Source organism: Alloalcanivorax venustensis ISO4 (genome assembly GCF_015356855.1).
Classification (GTDB): Bacteria; Pseudomonadota; Gammaproteobacteria; order Pseudomonadales; family Alcanivoracaceae; genus Alloalcanivorax; species Alloalcanivorax venustensis.
In genome coordinates this window covers 1-19171 of sequence record NZ_ARXR01000047.1, presented here as the reverse complement: position 1 = coordinate 19171, position 19171 = coordinate 1, and the positions used below count along the sequence as shown (strand labels likewise).

Annotated in this window: 16 protein-coding genes; 12 read left to right on the top strand and 4 right to left on the bottom strand. The window is 66.9% G+C overall.

Translation table 11 applies throughout. The annotated features are described in order from the left end of the window. Positions 1-204 precede the first annotated feature (204 nt). From ISO4_RS15685 to ISO4_RS15670, 4 genes are all read right to left on the bottom strand, one after another. Positions 205-867 (bottom strand): DUF4396 domain-containing protein, encoded by a 663-nt coding sequence (locus ISO4_RS15685; RefSeq protein ID WP_228548194.1) that lies wholly within the window; start codon positions 865-867, stop codon positions 205-207. A 114-nt stretch (positions 868-981) separates the two neighbouring features. Further along, entirely contained in the window at positions 982-1656 is a 675-nt protein-coding gene (gene rpe, locus ISO4_RS15680; RefSeq protein WP_194856826.1) for a ribulose-phosphate 3-epimerase, read from the bottom strand. A gap of 9 nt (positions 1657-1665) precedes the next feature. After that, on the bottom strand, positions 1666-2346 hold the full coding sequence (gene murU / locus ISO4_RS15675; RefSeq protein ID WP_194856825.1) for an N-acetylmuramate alpha-1-phosphate uridylyltransferase MurU: 681 nt from the start codon (positions 2344-2346) through the stop codon (positions 1666-1668). After that, positions 2346-3338 carry an aminoglycoside phosphotransferase family protein gene (locus ISO4_RS15670; RefSeq protein ID WP_194856824.1) on the bottom strand — a complete coding sequence of 331 codons (993 nt, stop codon included), beginning with the start codon at positions 3336-3338 and terminating at the stop codon, positions 2346-2348. The genes murU and ISO4_RS15670 overlap by 1 nt, the downstream gene beginning before the upstream one ends. A gap of 67 nt (positions 3339-3405) precedes the next feature. Between ISO4_RS15670 and ISO4_RS15665 the strand changes: the two genes are divergently transcribed. From ISO4_RS15665 to ISO4_RS15610, 12 genes are all read left to right on the top strand, one after another. Continuing rightward, entirely contained in the window at positions 3406-5679 is a 2274-nt protein-coding gene (locus tag ISO4_RS15665; RefSeq protein ID WP_194856823.1) for an LPS-assembly protein LptD, read from the top strand. Further along, the gene (locus tag ISO4_RS15660; protein ID WP_194856822.1) at positions 5672-6967 is read left to right on the top strand and encodes a peptidylprolyl isomerase; all 1296 of its coding nucleotides are present in this window, start codon (positions 5672-5674) and stop codon (positions 6965-6967) included. The genes ISO4_RS15665 and ISO4_RS15660 overlap by 8 nt, the downstream gene beginning before the upstream one ends. Next, positions 6964-7959, top strand: a complete 996-nt coding sequence (gene pdxA / locus ISO4_RS15655; RefSeq protein WP_194856821.1) for a 4-hydroxythreonine-4-phosphate dehydrogenase PdxA — start codon at positions 6964-6966, stop codon at positions 7957-7959. Before ISO4_RS15660 ends, pdxA begins: the two co-directional genes overlap by 4 nt. Beyond that, a complete protein-coding gene (rsmA, locus tag ISO4_RS15650) occupies positions 7956-8768 on the top strand; it encodes a 16S rRNA (adenine(1518)-N(6)/adenine(1519)-N(6))-dimethyltransferase RsmA (protein ID WP_142947303.1) in 813 nt (270 codons plus the stop codon). The genes pdxA and rsmA overlap by 4 nt, the downstream gene beginning before the upstream one ends. Further along, positions 8765-9169, top strand: a complete 405-nt coding sequence (apaG, locus tag ISO4_RS15645) for a Co2+/Mg2+ efflux protein ApaG (RefSeq protein WP_142947304.1) — start codon at positions 8765-8767, stop codon at positions 9167-9169. Before rsmA ends, apaG begins: the two co-directional genes overlap by 4 nt. A 10-nt stretch (positions 9170-9179) precedes the next feature. Further along, positions 9180-9992 (top strand): symmetrical bis(5'-nucleosyl)-tetraphosphatase, encoded by an 813-nt coding sequence (locus ISO4_RS15640; protein ID WP_194856820.1) that lies wholly within the window; start codon positions 9180-9182, stop codon positions 9990-9992. A 399-nt stretch (positions 9993-10391) separates the two neighbouring features. Next, positions 10392-12314: a PrkA family serine protein kinase gene (locus ISO4_RS15635; protein ID WP_194856819.1), complete on the top strand. Its 1923-nt coding sequence runs from the start codon at positions 10392-10394 to the stop codon at positions 12312-12314. A gap of 67 nt (positions 12315-12381) precedes the next feature. Further along, positions 12382-13662 carry a YeaH/YhbH family protein gene (locus ISO4_RS15630; protein ID WP_142947307.1) on the top strand — a complete coding sequence of 427 codons (1281 nt, stop codon included), beginning with the start codon at positions 12382-12384 and terminating at the stop codon, positions 13660-13662. Then, complete coding sequence (locus ISO4_RS15625) at positions 13659-15179, top strand: SpoVR family protein (RefSeq protein WP_194856818.1); 1521 nt, start codon at positions 13659-13661, stop codon at positions 15177-15179. The genes ISO4_RS15630 and ISO4_RS15625 overlap by 4 nt, the downstream gene beginning before the upstream one ends. A gap of 66 nt (positions 15180-15245) precedes the next feature. Further along, positions 15246-16265 carry a Fe(3+) ABC transporter substrate-binding protein gene (locus tag ISO4_RS15620; RefSeq protein ID WP_194856817.1) on the top strand — a complete coding sequence of 340 codons (1020 nt, stop codon included), beginning with the start codon at positions 15246-15248 and terminating at the stop codon, positions 16263-16265. Between the two features lie 45 nt (positions 16266-16310). After that, the gene (locus ISO4_RS15615) at positions 16311-17927 is read left to right on the top strand and encodes an ABC transporter permease (protein ID WP_194856816.1); all 1617 of its coding nucleotides are present in this window, start codon (positions 16311-16313) and stop codon (positions 17925-17927) included. After that, positions 17914-18966 (top strand): ABC transporter ATP-binding protein, encoded by a 1053-nt coding sequence (locus ISO4_RS15610; RefSeq protein ID WP_194856815.1) that lies wholly within the window; start codon positions 17914-17916, stop codon positions 18964-18966. The genes ISO4_RS15615 and ISO4_RS15610 overlap by 14 nt, the downstream gene beginning before the upstream one ends. The last annotated feature ends 205 nt before the right edge of the window (positions 18967-19171 follow it).

Genomic DNA, 19171 nt, shown 5'->3' with positions numbered 1-19171 from the left:
GCTCGCCGCCGGCGGCACGCTCTTCCACATGCGGCGCCGGGCGGCTGGCGCAGCCGACAAGCAACGCCGCCAGTATCAAAAGCACTGGCAGTGAGGCGCGCTGAAGAACGGGGGCAAAAAGCACGGAAACGGCGTCTCCCTGGGTTTTCGGAACAGCGTTTTGCGGACTATACCGCCGGCCGGCGGCGCCGGCCAACGCCAAAGTCAGTGGTGCCCCTGGTGTTCCATCATGTGCTTGGGGTTGTGCATGCCCTCTTTCACGCCGAAGCGGATCAGCAGCACATTGACGGGATAGGCCGCCAGCAACCCCATGGACAGGGAGATAATCAGCGCGCCCCAGAACACCGGGTCGCCGATCCGGGCGTCGCCGGCCAGCCCCGCGTTCACCGACAGGGCCACCACCTCCATCACGGTGATACTGATGGACTCCGCCACCACCGAGTCCTTCAGCGCCACCCGGAACGCCTCGCCGGCCTGCATCAGCGGGCCCAGCGTAAAGGCGAAACCGATAACGTAAGCGAGCGCGAACGACACCAGGTTCACCGGCCAGCCGCTGATCGCCAGCAGCCCGGCCAGCGTCAGCACGCCGATGATTTCACCCAGCCCGCAGCCCGAATAACAGTGGGCCACGGAGCGGAAGCTCTTGCGCCACAGGGAATCGTGGGCGATCTGGCCGCGCCCGGTGTACCAGTACACCGCCAGGCCCAGGGGGCCGGAATACAGCACCGTCAGCACCCAGGCGACCTTCATCATGCCGCCCAGGAAGGCGTTGTGGCGGCGCAGGTCCTGGATCACCCAGGCGGCGCAGGCCAGGGATATCACGGCCCAGACCGCCAGCACCGGCCAGGTCAACCACTGAGAGAGCATATCGCCTCCTTGCATTCTCGCTTCCGTCGCGGGGAGAAAGGGGCTCAGCTTCGGCGGGGGAAGGCCGGGTCCACAAGCGCGGACCCGGGATCATTACGAAATTTCACAACGGCGTCAGGCGCCGGCCAGCTCCCGGCGCAGCTCGCCGATCACCGCCGGGTAATCGTCCTTGCCGAAAATCGCGGAGCCGGCCACGAAGGTGTCGGCGCCGGCGGCCGCCACCTGGCGGATGTTCTTTTCAGAGACACCGCCGTCCACTTCCAGGCGGATATCCCGGCCGCTGGCGTCGATCAGGGCGCGCACTTGCTCGATCTTGCCCAGGGTGCCGGGAATGAACGACTGGCCGCCGAAGCCCGGGTTCACGCTCATCAGCAGCACCATGTCGAGCTTGTCCATCACGTACTCCAGGCACGCCGGGCTGGTCGCCGGGTTGAGCACCAGCCCGGCCTGGCAGCCGGCGTCGTGAATCAGCTGCAGAGAGCGGTCCACATGGGCGGAGGCTTCCGGGTGGAAGGTGATCATGGAGGCACCGGCGTCGGCGAACATGCGGATCAGGTCGTCCACCGGGCTGACCATCAGGTGCACGTCGATGGGCGCGCTGATGCCGTGCTTGCGCAGCGCCTTGCAGACCATCGGCCCGATGGTCAGGTTGGGCACGTAGTGGTTGTCCATGACGTCGAAATGGATCATGTCGGCGCCGGCGGCAAGCACCGCGTCGCACTCCTCGCCCAGGCGCGCGAAGTCGGCGGCGAGAATGGAGGGGGCGATGAAGTCGGTTTGCTTGGCCATGAAATGTCCTTAGTCAGTGTGCGGGGCGGCCAGAAAACGGTCGAGCGCCGCCAACCGTTCCGGGGTGCCGATGTCCCACCAGTGGCCGCGGTGGTGCTCGCCGCTGACCCGCTGCTGCGCCATGGCGGTGCGCAGCACCGGCGCCAGCCGGCGCTCACCGTCGTCGAGCGCGGCGAACAGGGCCGGGGCGAGCCGGGCGATACCGGCGTAGGTGAGCCGGGGCTCGGCATTATCGCTTACCCGGCCCCCGGCTGTTAAATGGAAATCACCGCTGTCGTGGTGGGCCGGGTTGTCCACCAGCACCAGCCGCGCCAGGTCGTCGCCCACCGGCGCGTCGACCAGGGCGCTGAAATCGTAGTCGGTCCAGATATCGCCGTTGACCAGCAGAAACGGGTCCGGCCCCAGCAACGGCAGGGCCCGGCGGATGCCGCCGGCGGTTTCCAGCGGGGTGCCTTCCCGGGACCAGCGGATCGACACGCCCAGGCGTTCGCCGTCACCCAGGTGCGCCTCCAGCCGCTCGCCCAGCCAGCCGGTGTTGATCACCAGCTGCTCGACGCCTGCGCCGCGCAGCGCTTCGATGTGGTACTCGATCAGCGGCTTGCCGCCGGCCAGCAGCAGCGGCTTGGGGGTGTGATCGGTGAGCGGGCGCATCCGTTTTCCGTAGCCGGCGGCCAGGATCATGGCGCGCATCAGGGGCACTCCCAGAGATCCAGCAGCCGCCCCAGGTCGCCCAGCTCGTCCGGGCGGCGGGCGATCACGGTGCGCAGGTAGGCGAAGAAGCGGGGCGCGTCTTCCAGGTATTTGGGCTTGCCGTCGCGGTGGCGGATGCGGGCAAAGATGCCGATCACCTTCAGGTGCCGCTGGGCGCCCATCAGATCGCACCAGCGCAGCAAGTCGTCGAACGCCGCCGGCACCGGCAGCCCGGCCGCGGCGGCGCGCCGGTGGTAATCGCGCAGCCACTCCAGCACGCGTGCCTCCGGCCAGCTCAGAAAGGCGTCCTTGAACAAGCTGATCAGGTCGTAGCTGATCGGCCCGGCCACCGCGTCCTGAAAGTCGATCACCCCGGGGTTGGGGTCGCTGACCATCAGATTGCGCGGCATGAAATCGCGGTGCACGAACACCCGGGGCTGGGCCAGGGCGGACTCGATCAACGTCTCGAACACCGTCTCCAGCCGCCCGCTGGTGTCGCCGTCCAGGCGCAAGCCCCGGTGCTCGCCCAGGTACCAGTGCGGAAACAGGTCCAGCTCGCGGCGCAGCAGGGCCCGGTCGTATTTGGGCAGCCCCCGGGTGTCGGCGAAGCGCTGCTGGGTGATCAGCGTCTCCAGGGCGGCTTCGAACCAGGCGTCCGCGTTGCCCCCGTCGAGGGCGGTGAGCCAGGTTTCCCGGCCCATGTCGGTGAGCAGTAGAAAGCCCTGTTCCAGGTCCTGGTGGAGAATCTCCGGCACCGCCACGCCGGCGCGGGCCAGGCGGCCGGCCACGTCCACGAAGGGCCGGCAGTCCTCCTGCTCCGGCGGCGCGTCCATGGCCACCAGGGTGCGGCCGCCGTGCCGGTAGCGGAAGTAGCGCCGGAAGCTGGCGTCGGCGGACGCCACTTCGCCGCTCACCGGCGCACCCAGCCAGTCACCGACCCATTGGTCCAGTGCCCGGCGGCGAATATCGGAGTTACCCTTCTCTGGCTGCATTGCCACCATCAATCCATTACACTGCCGCGATTGCGAAACGGCCCTTTTTACCTGTTCCGAGCAGCCGATGCCACTGCCCTCACGATTGTTTTTAACCGGCCTCGCCCTTTTGCTGGCCGGCGTCGCCGGAGCCGACGACGACCTCAATTGGGTCGACCGCGACACTATGACGAGCCTGCCGCCGGTGCAGCAGCGGCCGATTCCGGTCTGGTGCAGCGGCATCTATTACAACCCGTCCGTGGGTGTGCCGGCGGATCAGAGCGACATCATCATCACCGCCGACAGCACCAGCCTCACCGAGGACGGGCTGATCAACATGGACGGCGAGGTGCTGATCGAGCGCCCCGGCCGGCGCCTGACCAGCCAATCCGCCCTGCTCGATCAGTCCAGCGGCAAATTCGAGGTGGCCAACAGCCTGCGCCTGGAAACCGACCAGTTCACCTTCATCGCCGACGGCATGAGCGGCCAGACCCAGCGCCGCGAGGCGAGCCTCAACCGGGTCCGCTATGCGCTGTTCGGCCCGGGCGCCCGGGGCACCGCCGAGCACATTGATCTGGTGGACAATTTCACCACCATCGAGCAGGGCACCTACACCACCTGCGCGCCCGGCTCCAACGGCTGGGAACTGGGCGGCCGGCAAATCCGGCTGGACCGGGAGAAGGGCTGGGGCGAGGCCCGCGACGTGACCCTGCGCGTCAAGGGCATGCCGCTGTTGTGGCTGCCGTGGATCACCTTCCCGATCGACGAGCGTCGCAAGACCGGCCTGCTGTTCCCCACCATCAGCACCAGCGACAGCGGCGGTGTGGACCTGACCCAGCCGATCTATATCAACATCCACCCGCAGATGGACGCCACCATCGCACCGCGCCATATCGACGGCCGGGGCAGCGGCGTGGAAGGCGAGTTCCGCTACCTGTCCGACCTGGGCCAGGGCCGCCTCAGCTACGGCGTGCTGTTCAACGACAGCGAGTTCGACGGCGAGAACCGGGAGCTGGCCGCCTGGCAGCACGACGGCTCGGTGGGACGCTGGGCGCTCACCTCCGATGTGAACTACGTGTCCGACGACTTCTACTTCAAGGATCTGGATACCGGCCTGGAGGTGAGCTCCCGCACCCACCTGCCCCGGCTCGGCCAGGCCCGCTACTTCGGCCGCGACTGGCGGGCGCTGGCGCGTCTGCAATCCTGGCAGACCATCGACCCGACGCTGCCGGACGACCAGCTGCCCTACCGCCGCCTGCCGCAGCTGCAGCTGTCCGGCGATCCGGAACTGCTGGGCCCGGTGCGCGGCCTGTGGCTCAGCGACGTGACCGCCTTTGACCGCTCCGACAAGGACACCAGCAACAACCCCACCGGCGCCCGCGTGCACCTGGCCCCGGGCCTGGCGGTGCGCATGGAGGAGAGCTGGGGCTATGTGGAACCCCAGGCGCGGCTTTACCATAACCGTTACCAGCTCGACGACGCGGAAACCTCCGCCAGCGACGCCACCCTGAGCACCTGGGGCGCGAGCGTGGATTCCGGGCTGTTCCTGGAGCGCGAGACCAATCTGTTCGGGCGCGGCTACACGCAAACCCTGGAGCCGCGGCTGTTCATCAACAAACTGGCCTACGAGCAGCAGGACCAGCTGCCCAATTTCGACAGCGGCGAGCTGACCTTCTCTTACAATACGCTGTTCCGGCAGAACCGGTTCATCGGTTACGACCGCTTCGGCGACGAGGAAAAGGCGTCGCTGGGTCTGACCAGCCGCTTCCTGCGCAACGCCGACGGCCGCGAGCAGCTGCGCTTGCGCCTCGGCCAGGGCTTCTACCGGGGCGAGCGCAAGGTGCAACTGGACGGCGAACCGCCGGACGACGCCGACCAGACCCCCATGGTCGCCGACATGCGCTGGAACTTTGGGCACGATTGGTACCTCTACACGGAGGGACAATGGGATACGCACGCCAACGAGCGGCAGCGCTCCTCGATGCGCCTGGGCTATACGGATCGGGAGCGGCGGGTGTTCAACCTGGCCTTCCACGATCGCCCCGCGGACGACATCCGCCAGTCGGAGATCGCCGCCATCCTGCCGATCCACAACAACTGGCGGCTGGTGGGCCGCTGGCTCTACGACTATGAGAACCAGCGCACCGTGGAAACACTGGCGGGCGCGGAATGGCGTAACTGCTGTTGGAAAATCCGTTTGCTGAGCCAGCGGGAACTCACCGACGAAGACGGTGACACCACGCTGGAAGCGGACACCACCGTGCTACTACAGATTCAAATGACCGGGCTGGGCGGCTTCGGCGGCCGGGTGGATTCCCTGCTGGAACGCAGCATTCCCGGATACAGGAGTGAGTATGATTAGGTCTCTGGCAACCTGGTTGCTGAGCGCGACGATTTTGCTGTCCCCGGGCGTCCATGCCCAGGTGGAAATGCTCGACCGCATCGTGGCGGTGGTCAACGACGGCGTGATCATGGAAAGCGAGCTCCAGGAACGGGTGGACGAAATCGCCGCCCAGTTCCGTGGCGACAACCGCCCGCTGCCGCCCCGCGAGGTGCTGCGCGAGCAGGTCCTCGACCGGGTGATCCTGGAGCGTCTGCAGCTGCAGATGGCGGAGCGGGCCGGCATCCGCGTCGACGACGGCGCCCTCAACCAGGCGCTGTCTGGCATCGCCCGGCAGAACAACATGACCCTGCAGCAGTTCGCCGACGCCCTGCGCGCCGACGGCTACGACTGGTCCCGTTTCCGCGAGCAGGTGCGCGGCGAGATGGTGGTGTCCCGGCTGCAGCAACGCAGCGTGGCGTCACGGGTGCGGGTCACCGACCGCGAAGTGCAACGGTTCCTGGAGTCGGAAACCGGCCGCCAGATGTTCCAGGCGGATTTCCACCTCGGCCACATCCTGGTCAAGGTGCCCGGCAACGCCAGCCCGGAACAGGTGAGCGCGGCCCAGGAAGAGGCCGAGGCCCTGGTGCGACGCCTGCGCGACGGCGCCGACTTCGCGGAGACCGCGGTGTCCGAATCGGACGGCCCGGAGGCGCTGGAAGGCGGCGACCTGGGCTGGCGGGAAGCGGCCCAGTGGCCGAGCCTGTTCGCCGACGCGGCGATCGATATGAACAAGGGCGACATCAGCGAGCCGCTGCGCTCCGGCGCCGGCTTCCACATTCTCAAGATGATCGACCGCCGCGGCGGCGGCGCCGAGAAAGTGGTCACCCAGTACCAGGTGCGCCACGTTCTGGTGCGCGCCGACACCCTCACCAGCGAGGAGCAGGCCCGCGCGGAGATCAACCGGGTTCACGATCAGGTGGCCAGCGGCGAACTGAGCTTCGCGGAAGCGGCGGCGGAACACTCCGACGACCCGGGCAGCGGCCGCCAGGGCGGCGAGCTGGGCTGGGTCACCCCGGGCGAAATGGTGCCCGAATTCGAGCAGATGATGGTGGAAACCCCGCCCGGCCAGCTGTCACCGGTGTTCGAAAGCCAGTTCGGCTGGCACTTCCTGCGCGTGGAAGAGACCCGGGAAGCGGACATGAGCGACCAGCTCCGCGAGCTGCAGGCCCGCAAGGCGCTGCAGAAGCGCCGCTTCGACGAAGAGCTGCAAACCTGGCTGCAGGAGCAGCGCGCGGAAGCCTACGTGGATATCCGCCTGCAATCATGACGCGGCGCCCGATCGCCATCACCGCCGGCGATCCGGCCGGCATCGGCCCGGATCTGCTGGCCGCGCTGCCCGCGGCCCTGCCGGACCTGCCCCTGGTGCTGCTCGCCGACCGTGACGTACTGGCGGCGCGGGCCGCCGCGCTCGGCCTGGAACTGCCGTTGCCGGAATGGGCGCCGGGCCGGCCCGCACCGGAGCACGGCGCCGTACTGTGGCACTGCCCGGCCGGCGCCACCGTGACCGCCGGACAGCCTGACCCGGCCACCGGCGCCGGCACCCTGGCGATTCTGGAGCGGGCCGCCGACGGCTGCCTGGACGGCACCTTCGCCGCCATGGTCACCGCGCCGGTGGCCAAGAACATCATCTGTGACGGCGCCGACCCCGCCTTCACCGGCCACACCGAATTCCTGGCCGAGCGGGCCGGCGTCGACCAGGTGGTGATGATGCTCACCGCCGGCGACCTGCGGGTGGCGCTGGCCACCACCCACCTGCCCCTGGCGCGGGTGCCGGCGGCGATCACCGACGCCGCCCTGACGCGCACCCTGACCATCCTGCACGACGACCTGCGCCGCAAGTTCGCCCTGCCGCGCCCCCGAATTCTGGTGCTGGGGCTCAACCCCCACGCCGGCGAAGGCGGCCACCTCGGCCGCGAGGAACTGGATGTGATCATTCCCACCCTGGCGCGCCTGCGCGACCAGGGCCTGCAGCTGACCGGCCCGGTGCCGGCGGACACCGCCTTCCAACCGGACCTGCTGACGCAACACGACGCGGTGCTGGCCATGTATCACGACCAGGGCCTGCCGGTGCTGAAATACGCCGGCTTCGGCGAGGCGGTGAACCTGACCCTGGGGCTGCCGTTCATCCGCACCTCGGTGGACCACGGCACCGCCTTCGACCTGGCCGGCACCGGCCGGGCCCGCGCCGGCAGCCTGCTGGCCGCCACCCGCCTGGCGGCGGATCTGGCCGCCCGCACCGAAGGCCAGGAGAGCCCATGAGCGAACATCGCGCCCGCAAACGCTTCGGCCAGCACTTCCTGCACGACGCCGAGATCATCGACCGGCTGGTGCGCTCGGTGGCGCCCCGCGACGGCGAGACCGTGGTGGAAATCGGCCCCGGCCAGGGCGCCCTGACGTTCCCGCTGCTGGAACAGGTGGCGCACCTGACGGTGGTGGAACTGGACCGGGACCTGATCGGCCGGCTGCGCGACCAGGTACCGGAAGACCGCCTCACCATCCACCAGAGCGACGCCCTGCGCTTCGACTTTACCGCCCTCGCCGAGCAAGGCCCGCTGCGGGTGGTCGGCAATCTGCCCTACAACATCTCCACACCGCTGATTTTCCACCTGCTGGCGCAGACCGGCGCCATCGCCGACATGACCTTCATGCTGCAGAAGGAAGTGGTGGAGCGGCTCACCGCCGCCCCCGGCGGCAAGGATTACGGGCGCCTGTCGGTGATGGTGCAGTATCATTGTCAGGCGGATTACCTGTTTCCGGTGCCGCCCGGCGCGTTTCAACCGCCCCCCAAGGTGGATTCCGCCGTGGTGCGCCTGATTCCCTACGCCCGCCCGCCGTGGCCGGCGGATGACCCGGCCTGGCTGAGCCGGCTGGTGGCGCAGGCGTTCAGCCAGCGCCGCAAGGCGATCCGCAACAGCCTGAAAACACTGATCGCCCCGGAGGTGTTCGACACCGCCGGCATCGATCCCGGCCTGCGCCCGGATCACCTGTCCGTCGCGGACTACGTGACCCTGGCCAACGCCACCGCGCCGAAGCCGGGACCCGGAACAACCAAGGAGCCGACGCCATGACCGCCGTGGACGACACCGCCATCGATACCGACCGCTACCGCATGCAGGTCACCGTGGAGACCGAGTATCTGCCCGACCAGAGCGACGAGGACGGCCAGCGCTGGGTGTTCGCCTACCACATCCGCATCCTCAACCGGGGCGCGGTGACCGCGCGTCTGCTGACCCGTCACTGGGTGATCACCGACGGCGAGGAACGCTCCCGCGAGGTGCACGGTGAAGGCGTGGTGGGCGAACAGCCCAGCATCGCGCCGGGCCAGGAGTTTCATTACTCCAGCGGCGCCATCCTGGAAACCGAAGTGGGCACCATGGAAGGCAGTTACCAGATGATCGCCGAAGATGGCACCTGCTTCGACGCGGAAGTGCCCGCCTTCACCCTCGCCGTGCCGCGCGCGCTGCACTGAGGGGCCGGCCATGAGTACCTACGCGATCGGCGACCTGCAGGGCTGCCTGGCCCCCTTCGACGCCCTTCTCGATGAGATCAATTTCAACCCGGACCGCGACCGGCTGCTGCTGGCCGGCGACCTGGTCAATCGCGGCCCGGACTCGCTGGGCGCCCTGCGCCGGGTGTACCAGCTGCGGGACAACGTCCGCGTGGTGCTGGGCAACCACGACCTGCACCTGCTGGCGGCGTCCCACGGCCACGCCGGCCTGAAGAGCAAGGACACCCTGCAGCCGATTCTGGACGCCCCCGACCGGGATGACCTGCTGGGCTGGCTGCAGAGCCGGCCGCTGCTGGTGGAGGTGCCCGAATTCCAGGCGGTGATGACCCACGCCGGCCTGCCGCCGCTGTGGCGGCTGGACGAGGCCCGCGCCCGCGCCCTGGAAGTGGAAACCGTGCTGGCGTCGCCGGACAAGGCCGAGGCGTTCTTCGCCAACATGTACGGCAACAGCCCCGCCGGCTGGCACGACGGCCTGGAAGGCACCGACCGCTGGCGGGTGATCACCAACTATTTCACCCGCATGCGCTTCGTCAACGACGCCGGCGAGCTGGACCTGGGCAGCAAGGGCGAGCCGGATCAGCCACCGCCCGGCTTTATGCCCTGGTTTGAACACCCGCAGCGCCGTGAACGGGACGTCCGTGTGCTGTTCGGCCACTGGGCCGCCCTGGAGGGCCGCACCGGCACCGCCGGGGTGGAAGCCCTGGATACCGGCTGCGTCTGGGGCGGCTGCCTGACCGCCCTGCGCCTGGAGGACGGCCGCCGCTTTCAGTGCGCCTGCCACTGACCCCGCCCGGCGGCGCCGTCTTCGCGCGTTATTAACGCGCCCGCCACAATTGGTTTATTTATAAAAAAAGTTCCCGCCGGAAAAATTTTTTGCTTTTGACTTGGCTTTCGTTTTAGCGCCATGCTAGAACCGAAGTGATTCGATTCCGCCCGCTTAAGCCGCCGGCGCCAGCCCGCCGGCCAGGAGCGTCCGAATGCGTCAGGCGTGGACCCTTAGTCTCCTTTTTCGTGCCGCCGACCGGCACCGGGGCCCGCTTTTACCCTTTTCCCGTTCGTTCCCCTTGCGATTGGAACGAAACTCGCATGGTTTTTCCCCGAACACCGTTTTCACACGTATCGCCATCCGTACTTGTCTCGCGGCACACCGCAGGCGCGGCGCACCGCCAGGAGGGAGTAAAGCATGAGTATTCTCCGTCACTATCAGGCCCGGTTCGAAGCAGGCCAGGAAGACGAGATGTCCCTGGAAGAGTATCTCGCCCTCTGTAAAAGCGACCCCGGTGTCTACGCGTCCGCCCCCGAACGCATGCTGATGGCCATCGGCGAGCCGGAGCTGGTGGACACCTCCAAGGACCCCCGCCTGTCGCGGATTTTTTCCAACAAAATGATCCGCCGCTACCCGGCCTTCGACGAGTTCTATGGTCTGGAAGACGTAATCGAAAACATCGTCAGTTACTTCCGCCACGCGGCTCAGGGCCTGGAAGAGAAAAAACAGATTCTGTACTTGCTCGGCCCGGTGGGCGGCGGCAAGTCCTCACTGGCGGAAAAGCTCAAGGCGCTCATGCAGAAGGTGCCGTTCTACGCCATCAAGGATTCGCCGGTGAACGAATCGCCGCTGTGCCTGTTCGACGCGGAAGAGGACGGCCCGATCCTGGAAGAGGAGTACGGCATTCCGCGCCGCTATGTACGCACCATCATGTCGCCCTGGGCGGTGAAGCGGCTGAAGGACTACGGCGGCGACCTGAGCCAGTTCCGCGTGGTGCGCCGCTACCCGTCGATTCTCGACCAGGTGGCGGTGGCCAAGACCGAGCCCGGCGACGAAAACAACCAGGACATCTCGTCCCTGGTGGGCAAGGTGGACATCCGCAAGCTGGAGGAATTCGCCCAGGAAGACCCGGACGCCTACAGCTTTTCCGGCGGCCTGTGCCGGGCCAACCAGGGCCTGCTCGAGTTCGTGGAAATGTTCAAGGCGCCGATCAAGGTGCTGCATCCGTTGCTCACCGCCACCCAGGAGGGCAACTACAACGGCACCGAGCACATGGGCGCGATTCCGTTCGACGGCATCGTGCTGGCGCACTCCAACGAAGCCGAGTGGCAGACCTTCCGCCACAACAAGAACAACGAAGCCTTTATCGACCGCGTGTTCATCGTCAAGGTGCCGTATTGCCTGAGAGTCACCGAGGAGCAGCAGATCTACGACAAGCTGCTGCGCAACTCCAGCCTGCGCGAAGCGCACTGCGCGCCGGACACCCTGCGCATGCTGGCCCAGTTCTCGGTGCTCACGCGCCTCAAGGAGCCGGAGAATTCCAGCATCTATTCCAAGATGCGGGTCTACGACGGCGAAAACCTGAAGGACGTGGACCCGCGCGCCAAGTCGATGCAGGAATACCGCGACATGGCCGGGGTCGACGAGGGCATGGACGGGCTCTCCACCCGTTTCGCGTTCAAGATTCTCTCCAAGGTGTTCAACTTCGACCATTCCGAAGTGGCGGCCAACCCGGTGCACCTGATGCATGTGCTGGAACAGCGCATCGAGCAGGAACAATTCCCCCAGGAGCTGCAGGAACAGTACCGCCGCTTCATCAAGGAATACCTGGTGCCGCACTATGTGGAATTCATCGGCAAGGAGATTCAGACCGCCTACCTGGAATCCTACTCCGAATACGGTCAGAACATTTTCGATCGCTACGTGATGTACGCGGATTTCTGGATTCAGGATCAGGAGTTCCGCGACCCGGACACCGGCGAGATTTTCGACCGTCAGTCTCTCAACGAAGAGCTGGAAAAAATCGAAAAGCCGGCGGGCATTTCCAACCCCAAGGATTTCCGCAACGAGGTGGTCAACTTCGTGCTGCGCGCCCGCGCCAACAACAATGGCCGCAACCCGAGCTGGATGAGCTACCAGAAGCTGCGCGACGTGATCGAGAAGAAGATGTTCTCCAACACCGAGGAGCTGCTGCCGGTGATCTCGTTCAACCCCAAGGGCAGCGAGGACGACCGCCGCAAGCACGACAACTTCGTCAAGCGGATGATGGACCGGGGGTATACGGAGAAGCAGGTGCGGTTGTTGTCGGAGTGGTATTTGCGGGTGCGTAAGGCGCAATGAAAAGACAGTTAATAGTTAAGAGTGAATAGTTAATAGCGCGCGGTGAGTTTTCGTAGTGGAGAGCGGTATGAGTTATATCATTGACCGGCGTCTCAACGGGAAGAACAAGAGTACGGTGAACCGGCAGCGCTTTTTGGAGCGTTACCGGCGCCATATTCGTGAAGCGGTGAACGAGGCGGTGGGCCGCCGCTCGATTACCGATATGGAGCAAGGCGAGCGCATCAGCATTCCGGAAAAGGATTTGTCCGAGCCGCGCTTTCATCATGGTTCCGGCGGGCGCCGCAACGTGGTGCATCCGGGCAACCGGGAGTTTCAGGCCGGCGACCGGGTCAAGAAGCCCTCCGGCGGCGAAGGCGGTGCCGGTGGCCGGGACGCCAGCGACTCCGGCGAAGGCGCCGACGAGTTCGCGTTCGAAATCGACCAGCGGGAATTTCTCAACTTCCTGTTCGAGGACCTGGAGCTGCCCAACCTGATCAAGCGGCACCTGGAAGGCAGCCGCTCTTTTCACCGCCGCCACGGCGGCATCGTCAGTCACGGCCTGCCGGCGAAGATCAACATCGTGCGCTCCATGCGCCAGGCGTCCATGCGCCGGCGCGCGCTCACGGCGGCCAGCCGCCGCCGGCTGCGCCTGCTTGAGGAAGAGCGCGACGCCCTGCTCGGCCAGGACCAATCCCCGGAGCGCAATGAGCGCCTCAATGACCTGGACACCCAGATCGACCGGGTGCGTCGGCGCATCGAGCGCATCCCGTTTCTGGATGAGGTGGATCTGCGCTTCAACCACCACGTCAAAGTGCCGGTGCCGGTGAGTCGCGCGGTGATGTTCTGCATCATGGATGTGTCCGGCTCCATGAATCAGGACATGAAGGATCTGGCCAAACGCTTTTTCCTGCTGCTCTATCTGTTCCTGCAGCGCAACTACGAGCACACCGAGGTGGTGTTCATCCGCCACCACACCAGCGCCAAGGAAGTCAACGAGGAGGAGTTCTTCTACTCCCGGGAGACCGGCGGCACCATCGTCTCCAGTGCGCTGAAGCTGACCCTGGACACCATCAAGGCCCGCTACCCGGTGGAAGAGTGGAACCTGTACGGCGCCCAGGCCTCGGACGGCGACAACTGGAACGACGATTCACCGGGCTGCGCCGCGCTGCTGGAGAAGGAACTGCTGCCGCGCATGCAGCATTTCTCCTACGTGGAGGTGATGCCGCGCAGCCACCAGGCCCTGTGGGAGCATTACCAGAGCGTGCAGGAACGCTGTGGCGACGTGTTCTCCATGGCGCAGATCGACGACCCGGGCGACATCTACCCGGTATTCCGGCGCCTGTTCAAGAAGCGCATGGAGGTGGCATGACCGTGGCCGACAGCAAACTGATCTCCAGCGGTTCCGACTGGGACTTCGAGACCCTGGCGGAATACGACCAGGCCATCGCCGAACTGGCCCACGGCAAGTTCGGACTCGACACCTACCCGAACCAGATCGAAGTGATCTCCTCGGAGCAGATGATGGACGCCTACTCCTCGGTGGGCATGCCGGTGGGCTACAACCACTGGTCGTTCGGCAAACAGTTCGTGGAGGTGGAAAGCCGCTACCGGCGCGGCCAGATGGGCCTCGCCTACGAAATCGTGATCAACTCCAACCCCTGCATCGCCTACCTGATGGAAGAGAACACCATCACCATGCAGGCGCTGGTGATCGCCCACGCCGGTTACGGCCACAACTCCTTCTTCAAGGGCAACTACCTGTTCAAGACCTGGACCGACGCCTCGGCGATCATTGATTACCTGGTGTTCGCGCGCCACTACCTGGCCGAGTGCGAGCAACGCCACGGTGTCACCGCGGTGGAGGAAACCCTGGATTCCTGCCACGCGCTGATGAACTACGGCGTCGACCGCTACAAAAGGCCCACGCCGATCTCCGCCCATGAGGAAAAGCGCCGCCAGCGCGACCGGGAAGAGGCCCTGCAACGTCAGGTCTCGGAACTGTGGAAAACCTTTCCCGACATGCAGCCGATGGTGCAGCGCCGCGAGCCCAGCCGGCGCTTCCCCACCGAGCCGCAGGAAAACCTGCTCTACTTCCTGGAGAAGAACGCCCCGCTGCTGGAGCCCTGGCAGCGCGAGGTGATCCGCATCGTGCGCAAGATGGCGCAGTACTTCTACCCCCAACGACAGACCCAGGTGATGAACGAAGGCTGGGCCACCTTCTGGCACTACACGCTGCTCAACGAGCTCTACGACCAGGGCCGCGTGGACGACGGTTTCATGCTGGAGTTTCTGCAAAACCACAGCCAGGTGATTTACCAGCCGCCGTTCGATTCGCCCTACTATTCCGGCATCAACCCCTACGCCCTGGGGTTCGCCATGTTCCACGACATCCGCCGCATCTGCGAGGCGCCCACCGACGAAGACCGCCAGTGGTTTCCGGACATCGCCGGCAGCGACTGGCTGGCGACGCTCAAGTTCGCCATGGAAAGCTTCAAGGACGAGAGCTTTATTCAGCAGTTTCTGTCACCGCGTCTGATCCGCGAATTCAAGCTGTTCAGCCTGATGGACGACTCCGAGCGCGACTACATCGAGATCAACGCCATCCACAACGAGCCCGGCTACCAGGCGATCCGCAACCGGCTCTCCGAGCAGTACAACCTGAGCATCCAGGAACCCAACATCCAGGTGTACTCGGCGGACGTGCGCGGCGACCGATCCCTCACCCTGCAGCACCTGCGCCAGCACCACCGGCCGCTGGAGGCGGACACCGCCCAGGAGGTGCTGCGCCACCTGCACCGCCTGTGGGGCTTCGACGTGCACCTGGAGAGCGTCGACAACGGCAGCGTGGTGGAGCGATTGTCGATTCCTTCACACCGCCTTGATTGATAAACGTTCTCATTAATGTTTATATCCGGCGCAACCTTATTCGTTCATTCGCCGGAGAAACCCTTCATGCGTCGACTCAGTGTTCTCTTCTCGTTAATGGCCGCCCTGGTGGTAACCGGATGCAGCTCGCAAAGCGAAGAAGTGAACGTCTATTCCGCCCGTAAGGAAGCACTGATCAAGCCCCTGCTGGACCGCTTCACCTCGGAAACCGGCATCACCGTGAACCTGATCACCGGCAGCGCCGACGCCCTGGTGGAGCGCATGAAGGCCGAAGGCGAGCACAGCCCCGCCGACGTGCTGATCACCACCGACGCCGGCCGTCTGTACCGCGCCCAGCAGGAAGGCCAGCTGGCCACCACGGAAAGCGACACCCTCGCCGAGCAGGTGCCCGAGGCCCTGCGCGACCCGGAAGGCCACTGGTACGGCCTGTCCGTGCGCGCCCGGGTGGTGGTCTACGCCCCGGACCGGGTGGACCCGTCCGAGCTGTCCACCTACGAAGCCCTGGCCGACGAAAAGTGGGATGACCGCATCTGCATCCGCTCCTCGGACAACATCTACAACCAGTCCCTCACCGCCAGCCTGATCGCCCACAACGGCGAAGCGGACACCGAGCAATGGGCCGAGGGCCTGGTGTCCAACATGGCCCGTGATCCGGTGGGCGGCGACCGCGACCAGATCAAGGCCCTGGCCGCCGGCGAGTGCGACATCGCCGTGGTCAACACCTACTACCTGGGCATGATGCAGGGCGGCGACGACGCCGACGCCCGCGAGATCGCCGAGCAGGTGGCGGTGTTCTGGCCCAACCAGGACGGCCGCGGCGCCCACATCAATATTTCCGGCGCCGGCGTGGCCACCAACGCCCCCAACCCGGACAACGCCCGGCAGCTGATCGAGTTCCTGGTCAACGACGAATCCCAGCAGTGGTACGCCGAGACCAACTACGAGTACCCGGTGCGCGCCGACGTGCCGGTCAGCGATTTGCTGCAGGAGTGGGGTGACTTCAAGCAGGACGACCTGCCGCTGATCAAGCTCGGCGAGCTGAACGCCGACGCGGTCAAACTGATGGACCGCGCAGGCTGGAAATAATCGTTCAAGACAGGCAAGGCGGCGGCGGATCGGTATAATCGCGCCATGTTTTCGTCGCCCGCCTTGCGCTCCCTGGTTCTACTGCTGCTGGCGCTGGCGCTGGCCACACCGGTACTGGTGGTGGCCGGCAGCTGGCTGGCCGGCGCCTCGCCCAATTGGGGCCACCTGAGCAGCACGGTACTGCCCTCGTACCTGCGCCACTCCTTGTTCCTGGCCCTGTTCACCGGCACCGGCACCCTGCTGATCGGCGTCGCCGCCGCCTGGGCGGTGTCCCGCTTCCGCTTCCCCGGGCGCCGGGTGCTGGAGTGGGCCCTGCTGCTGCCGCTGGCCTGCCCCGCCTATCTGATCGCCTACACCTGGACCGGCATGCTGGCCAGCGAAGGCGCCCTGCAGCAGGCGTTGCCGCTGCCCCTGCCGGACATCCGCAGCCCGGCCGGCGCCGGCCTGATGCTGACGCTGGTGCTCTATCCCTATGTGTATCTGATGACCCGCGCCGCCTTCGTCAGCCAGTCCGCGGTGGCGCTGGAAGTGGCGCGCACCCTGGGCGCCGGGCCCTGGCGGCGGTTCTTCCGGGTGGCCCTGCCGCTGGCACGGCCGGCGATCATTGCCGGGCTGGCGCTGGTATTGATGGAGACCCTGGCGGACTACGGCACCGTGGCCTACTTCGGCGTGCCCACCCTGAGCACCGGCATCTACCGCACCTGGTTCGGGCTGGGCGACGCCATGGCGGCGGCGCAACTGGCCGGCGTACTGCTGCTCGCCATGGTGGTGCTGCTCACCCTGGAGCGGCGCGCCCGCAAGGAACGGCGTATCAGCGTCGCCTCGGCGCGGGCGGCGGCGCCGCTGCCGCTGGGCCGGGGCCCGGGCCTGTTGCTGGCGGCGGCGCTGTGGCTGCCGGTGCTGCTCGGGTTCATTCTGCCCGCCCTGCAACTGCTGGTGTGGAGCCTGCCGCGCTGGCGGGATCTGGCGGAGCCGGGCTTCCTGGGCCTGCTCGGCACCAGCCTGCTGATCGCCCTGTGCACCGCCCTGGCCGCCACCGGCCTGGGCCTGCTGTTGATCTGGGCGCGGCGGCTGCGCGGCGACCGGCCCCGCCGCCTGGCCGCCGGGCTCGCCGGCTTCGGCTACGCGGTGCCGGGCACCGTGCTGGCGGTGGGCGTGGTGCTGGTGCTCGCCAGCCTGGACCGCGGCCTCAACGATTTGCTGGCGTCCGTGGGCCTGCCGGAGCCCGGGCTGCTGTTCTCCGGCACCCTGTTCGCGGTGGTGTTCGCCTGCACGGTGCGCTTCCTGACCATTCCCATCCAGGGTCTGGACGCCGGCCTGCAGAACCTGTCCCCCAACCTGGACAACGCCGCCCGCTCGCTGGGCACGGCGTCGCTGCCGATGCTGCGGCGGGTGCATCTGCCGCTGTTGCGGGTGCCGCTGGCCACCAGCGCCCTGCTGGTGTTCGTGGACACCCTCAAGGAGTTGCCCGCCGCGCTGGTGCTGCGGCCCTTCAACACCAACACCCTGGCGGTGCGCGCCTTCGAGCTGGCGTCCGACGAGCGGCTGGCGGACGCGGCGCTGCCGGCGCTCACCATTTTGCTCGCCGGCGTGGCGCCGGTGATACTGCTGACCCGCTCGATACGGAACCCCCATCAAGAGAGCCCCCATGCTGACCATTGACGACCTGAACGTGCGGTTCGACGGCCAGCCGGTGCTGGAAGACGTCTCCCTCTCCCTGGACGAGGGCCTGATCGGCTGCCTGATCGGCCCCTCCGGCTGCGGCAAGACCACCCTGCTGCGCCTGGTGGCCGGCTTCCTGGCCCCGGACCGCGGCCGCATCGCCCTGCACGGCGACGCCGTCACCGGCGACCGGCTGCTGGTGCCCGCCGAGCAGCGCCGGGTGGGCATGGTGTTCCAGGACATCGCCCTGTTCCCGCACCTGGACGTGGCCGCCAACATCGGCTTCGGCCTGAACCGCTGGACGCCGGACCAGCGCCGCGCGCGGGTCGAGGAGCTGCTCAACCTGGTGGGCCTGCCCGGCATGGGCGGCCGCTACCCCCACCAGCTCTCCGGCGGCCAGCAACAGCGCGTGGCCCTGGCCCGGGCACTGGCGCCCAAGCCGCGCCTGCTGCTGCTGGACGAACCCTTCTCGGCGCTGGACGCGGAACTGCGCGAGCAGATCAGCCGCGACGTGCGCGCCATCCTGCTGAAAGAGGGCATCACCGCCCTGTTCGTCACCCACGACCAGAACGAAGCCTTCGCCATCGCCGACCGGGTCGGCGTGATGCACGCCGGCCGGCTGGCGCAGTGGGATACGCCCTACCGCATCTACCACCGGCCGCGCACCCGCTTCGTGGCCGATTTCATCGGCCGCAGCAGCTTCATCCCCGGCACCGTGACCACCGAAGGCCGGGTGGAAACCTGCCTGGGCGTGTTCGCCGGCAACCTGCCCGACGGCGCCGCCCCCGGCGACCGGGTGGACGTGATGATCCGCCCGGACGACATCCTCCACAACGACGACAGTCCACGCACCGCCCGGGTGGTGGACCGCGCCTTTCGCGGCGCCCACATGCTTTACACGCTGGAGTTGGACGGCGGCGTGCGGGTGCCGTGCATGGCACCCAGCCACCACGCCCACCCGGTCGGGGGGCGCATCGGTATCGAACTGGAAATGGACCACCTGGTGACGTTCACGCCAGTCGGGCCGGGTACTCCGTAGCCCGGTTCGGTCTCGGTGCCCGGTGCTTGGGTCCAGGCCCCGCCGTGAATCCATCCCTGGAGGCTTGTGTTCGGCTCCCTGCCTCACACAGTCCTGGACACCGGGCACCGAGACCGAACCTCCCGTATGGAGCCAGCCGCCGAGCTTTGCCGAAAGGTTCAGCGTCAGCGATGACCCGTAACGCCGGGAGCCATCCCGGAGCGGG

Bases quoted from the DNA above. Each gene is read 5' to 3' on its own strand.
- apaG (WP_142947304.1), top strand. From the start codon at position 8,765: ATGACCGCCGTGGACGACACCGCCATCGATACCGACCGCTACCGCATG.
- ISO4_RS15610 (WP_194856815.1), top strand. From the start codon at position 17,914: ATGCTGACCATTGACGACCTGAACGTGCGGTTCGACGGCCAGCCGGTG.
- rpe (WP_194856826.1), bottom strand. From the start codon at position 1,656: ATGGCCAAGCAAACCGACTTCATCGCCCCCTCCATTCTCGCCGCCGAC.
- murU (WP_194856825.1), bottom strand. From the start codon at position 2,346: ATGCGCGCCATGATCCTGGCCGCCGGCTACGGAAAACGGATGCGCCCG.
- ISO4_RS15685 (WP_228548194.1), bottom strand. From the start codon at position 867: ATGCTCTCTCAGTGGTTGACCTGGCCGGTGCTGGCGGTCTGGGCCGTG.
- ISO4_RS15625 (WP_194856818.1), top strand. From the start codon at position 13,659: ATGACCGTGGCCGACAGCAAACTGATCTCCAGCGGTTCCGACTGGGAC.
- rsmA (WP_142947303.1), top strand. From the start codon at position 7,956: ATGAGCGAACATCGCGCCCGCAAACGCTTCGGCCAGCACTTCCTGCAC.
- ISO4_RS15665 (WP_194856823.1), top strand. From the start codon at position 3,406: ATGCCACTGCCCTCACGATTGTTTTTAACCGGCCTCGCCCTTTTGCTG.
- ISO4_RS15615 (WP_194856816.1), top strand. From the start codon at position 16,311: ATGTTTTCGTCGCCCGCCTTGCGCTCCCTGGTTCTACTGCTGCTGGCG.
- pdxA (WP_194856821.1), top strand. From the start codon at position 6,964: ATGACGCGGCGCCCGATCGCCATCACCGCCGGCGATCCGGCCGGCATC.
- ISO4_RS15660 (WP_194856822.1), top strand. From the start codon at position 5,672: ATGATTAGGTCTCTGGCAACCTGGTTGCTGAGCGCGACGATTTTGCTG.
- ISO4_RS15640 (WP_194856820.1), top strand. From the start codon at position 9,180: ATGAGTACCTACGCGATCGGCGACCTGCAGGGCTGCCTGGCCCCCTTC.
- ISO4_RS15635 (WP_194856819.1), top strand. From the start codon at position 10,392: ATGAGTATTCTCCGTCACTATCAGGCCCGGTTCGAAGCAGGCCAGGAA.
- ISO4_RS15670 (WP_194856824.1), bottom strand. From the start codon at position 3,338: ATGCAGCCAGAGAAGGGTAACTCCGATATTCGCCGCCGGGCACTGGAC.
- ISO4_RS15620 (WP_194856817.1), top strand. From the start codon at position 15,246: ATGCGTCGACTCAGTGTTCTCTTCTCGTTAATGGCCGCCCTGGTGGTA.
- ISO4_RS15630 (WP_142947307.1), top strand. From the start codon at position 12,382: ATGAGTTATATCATTGACCGGCGTCTCAACGGGAAGAACAAGAGTACG.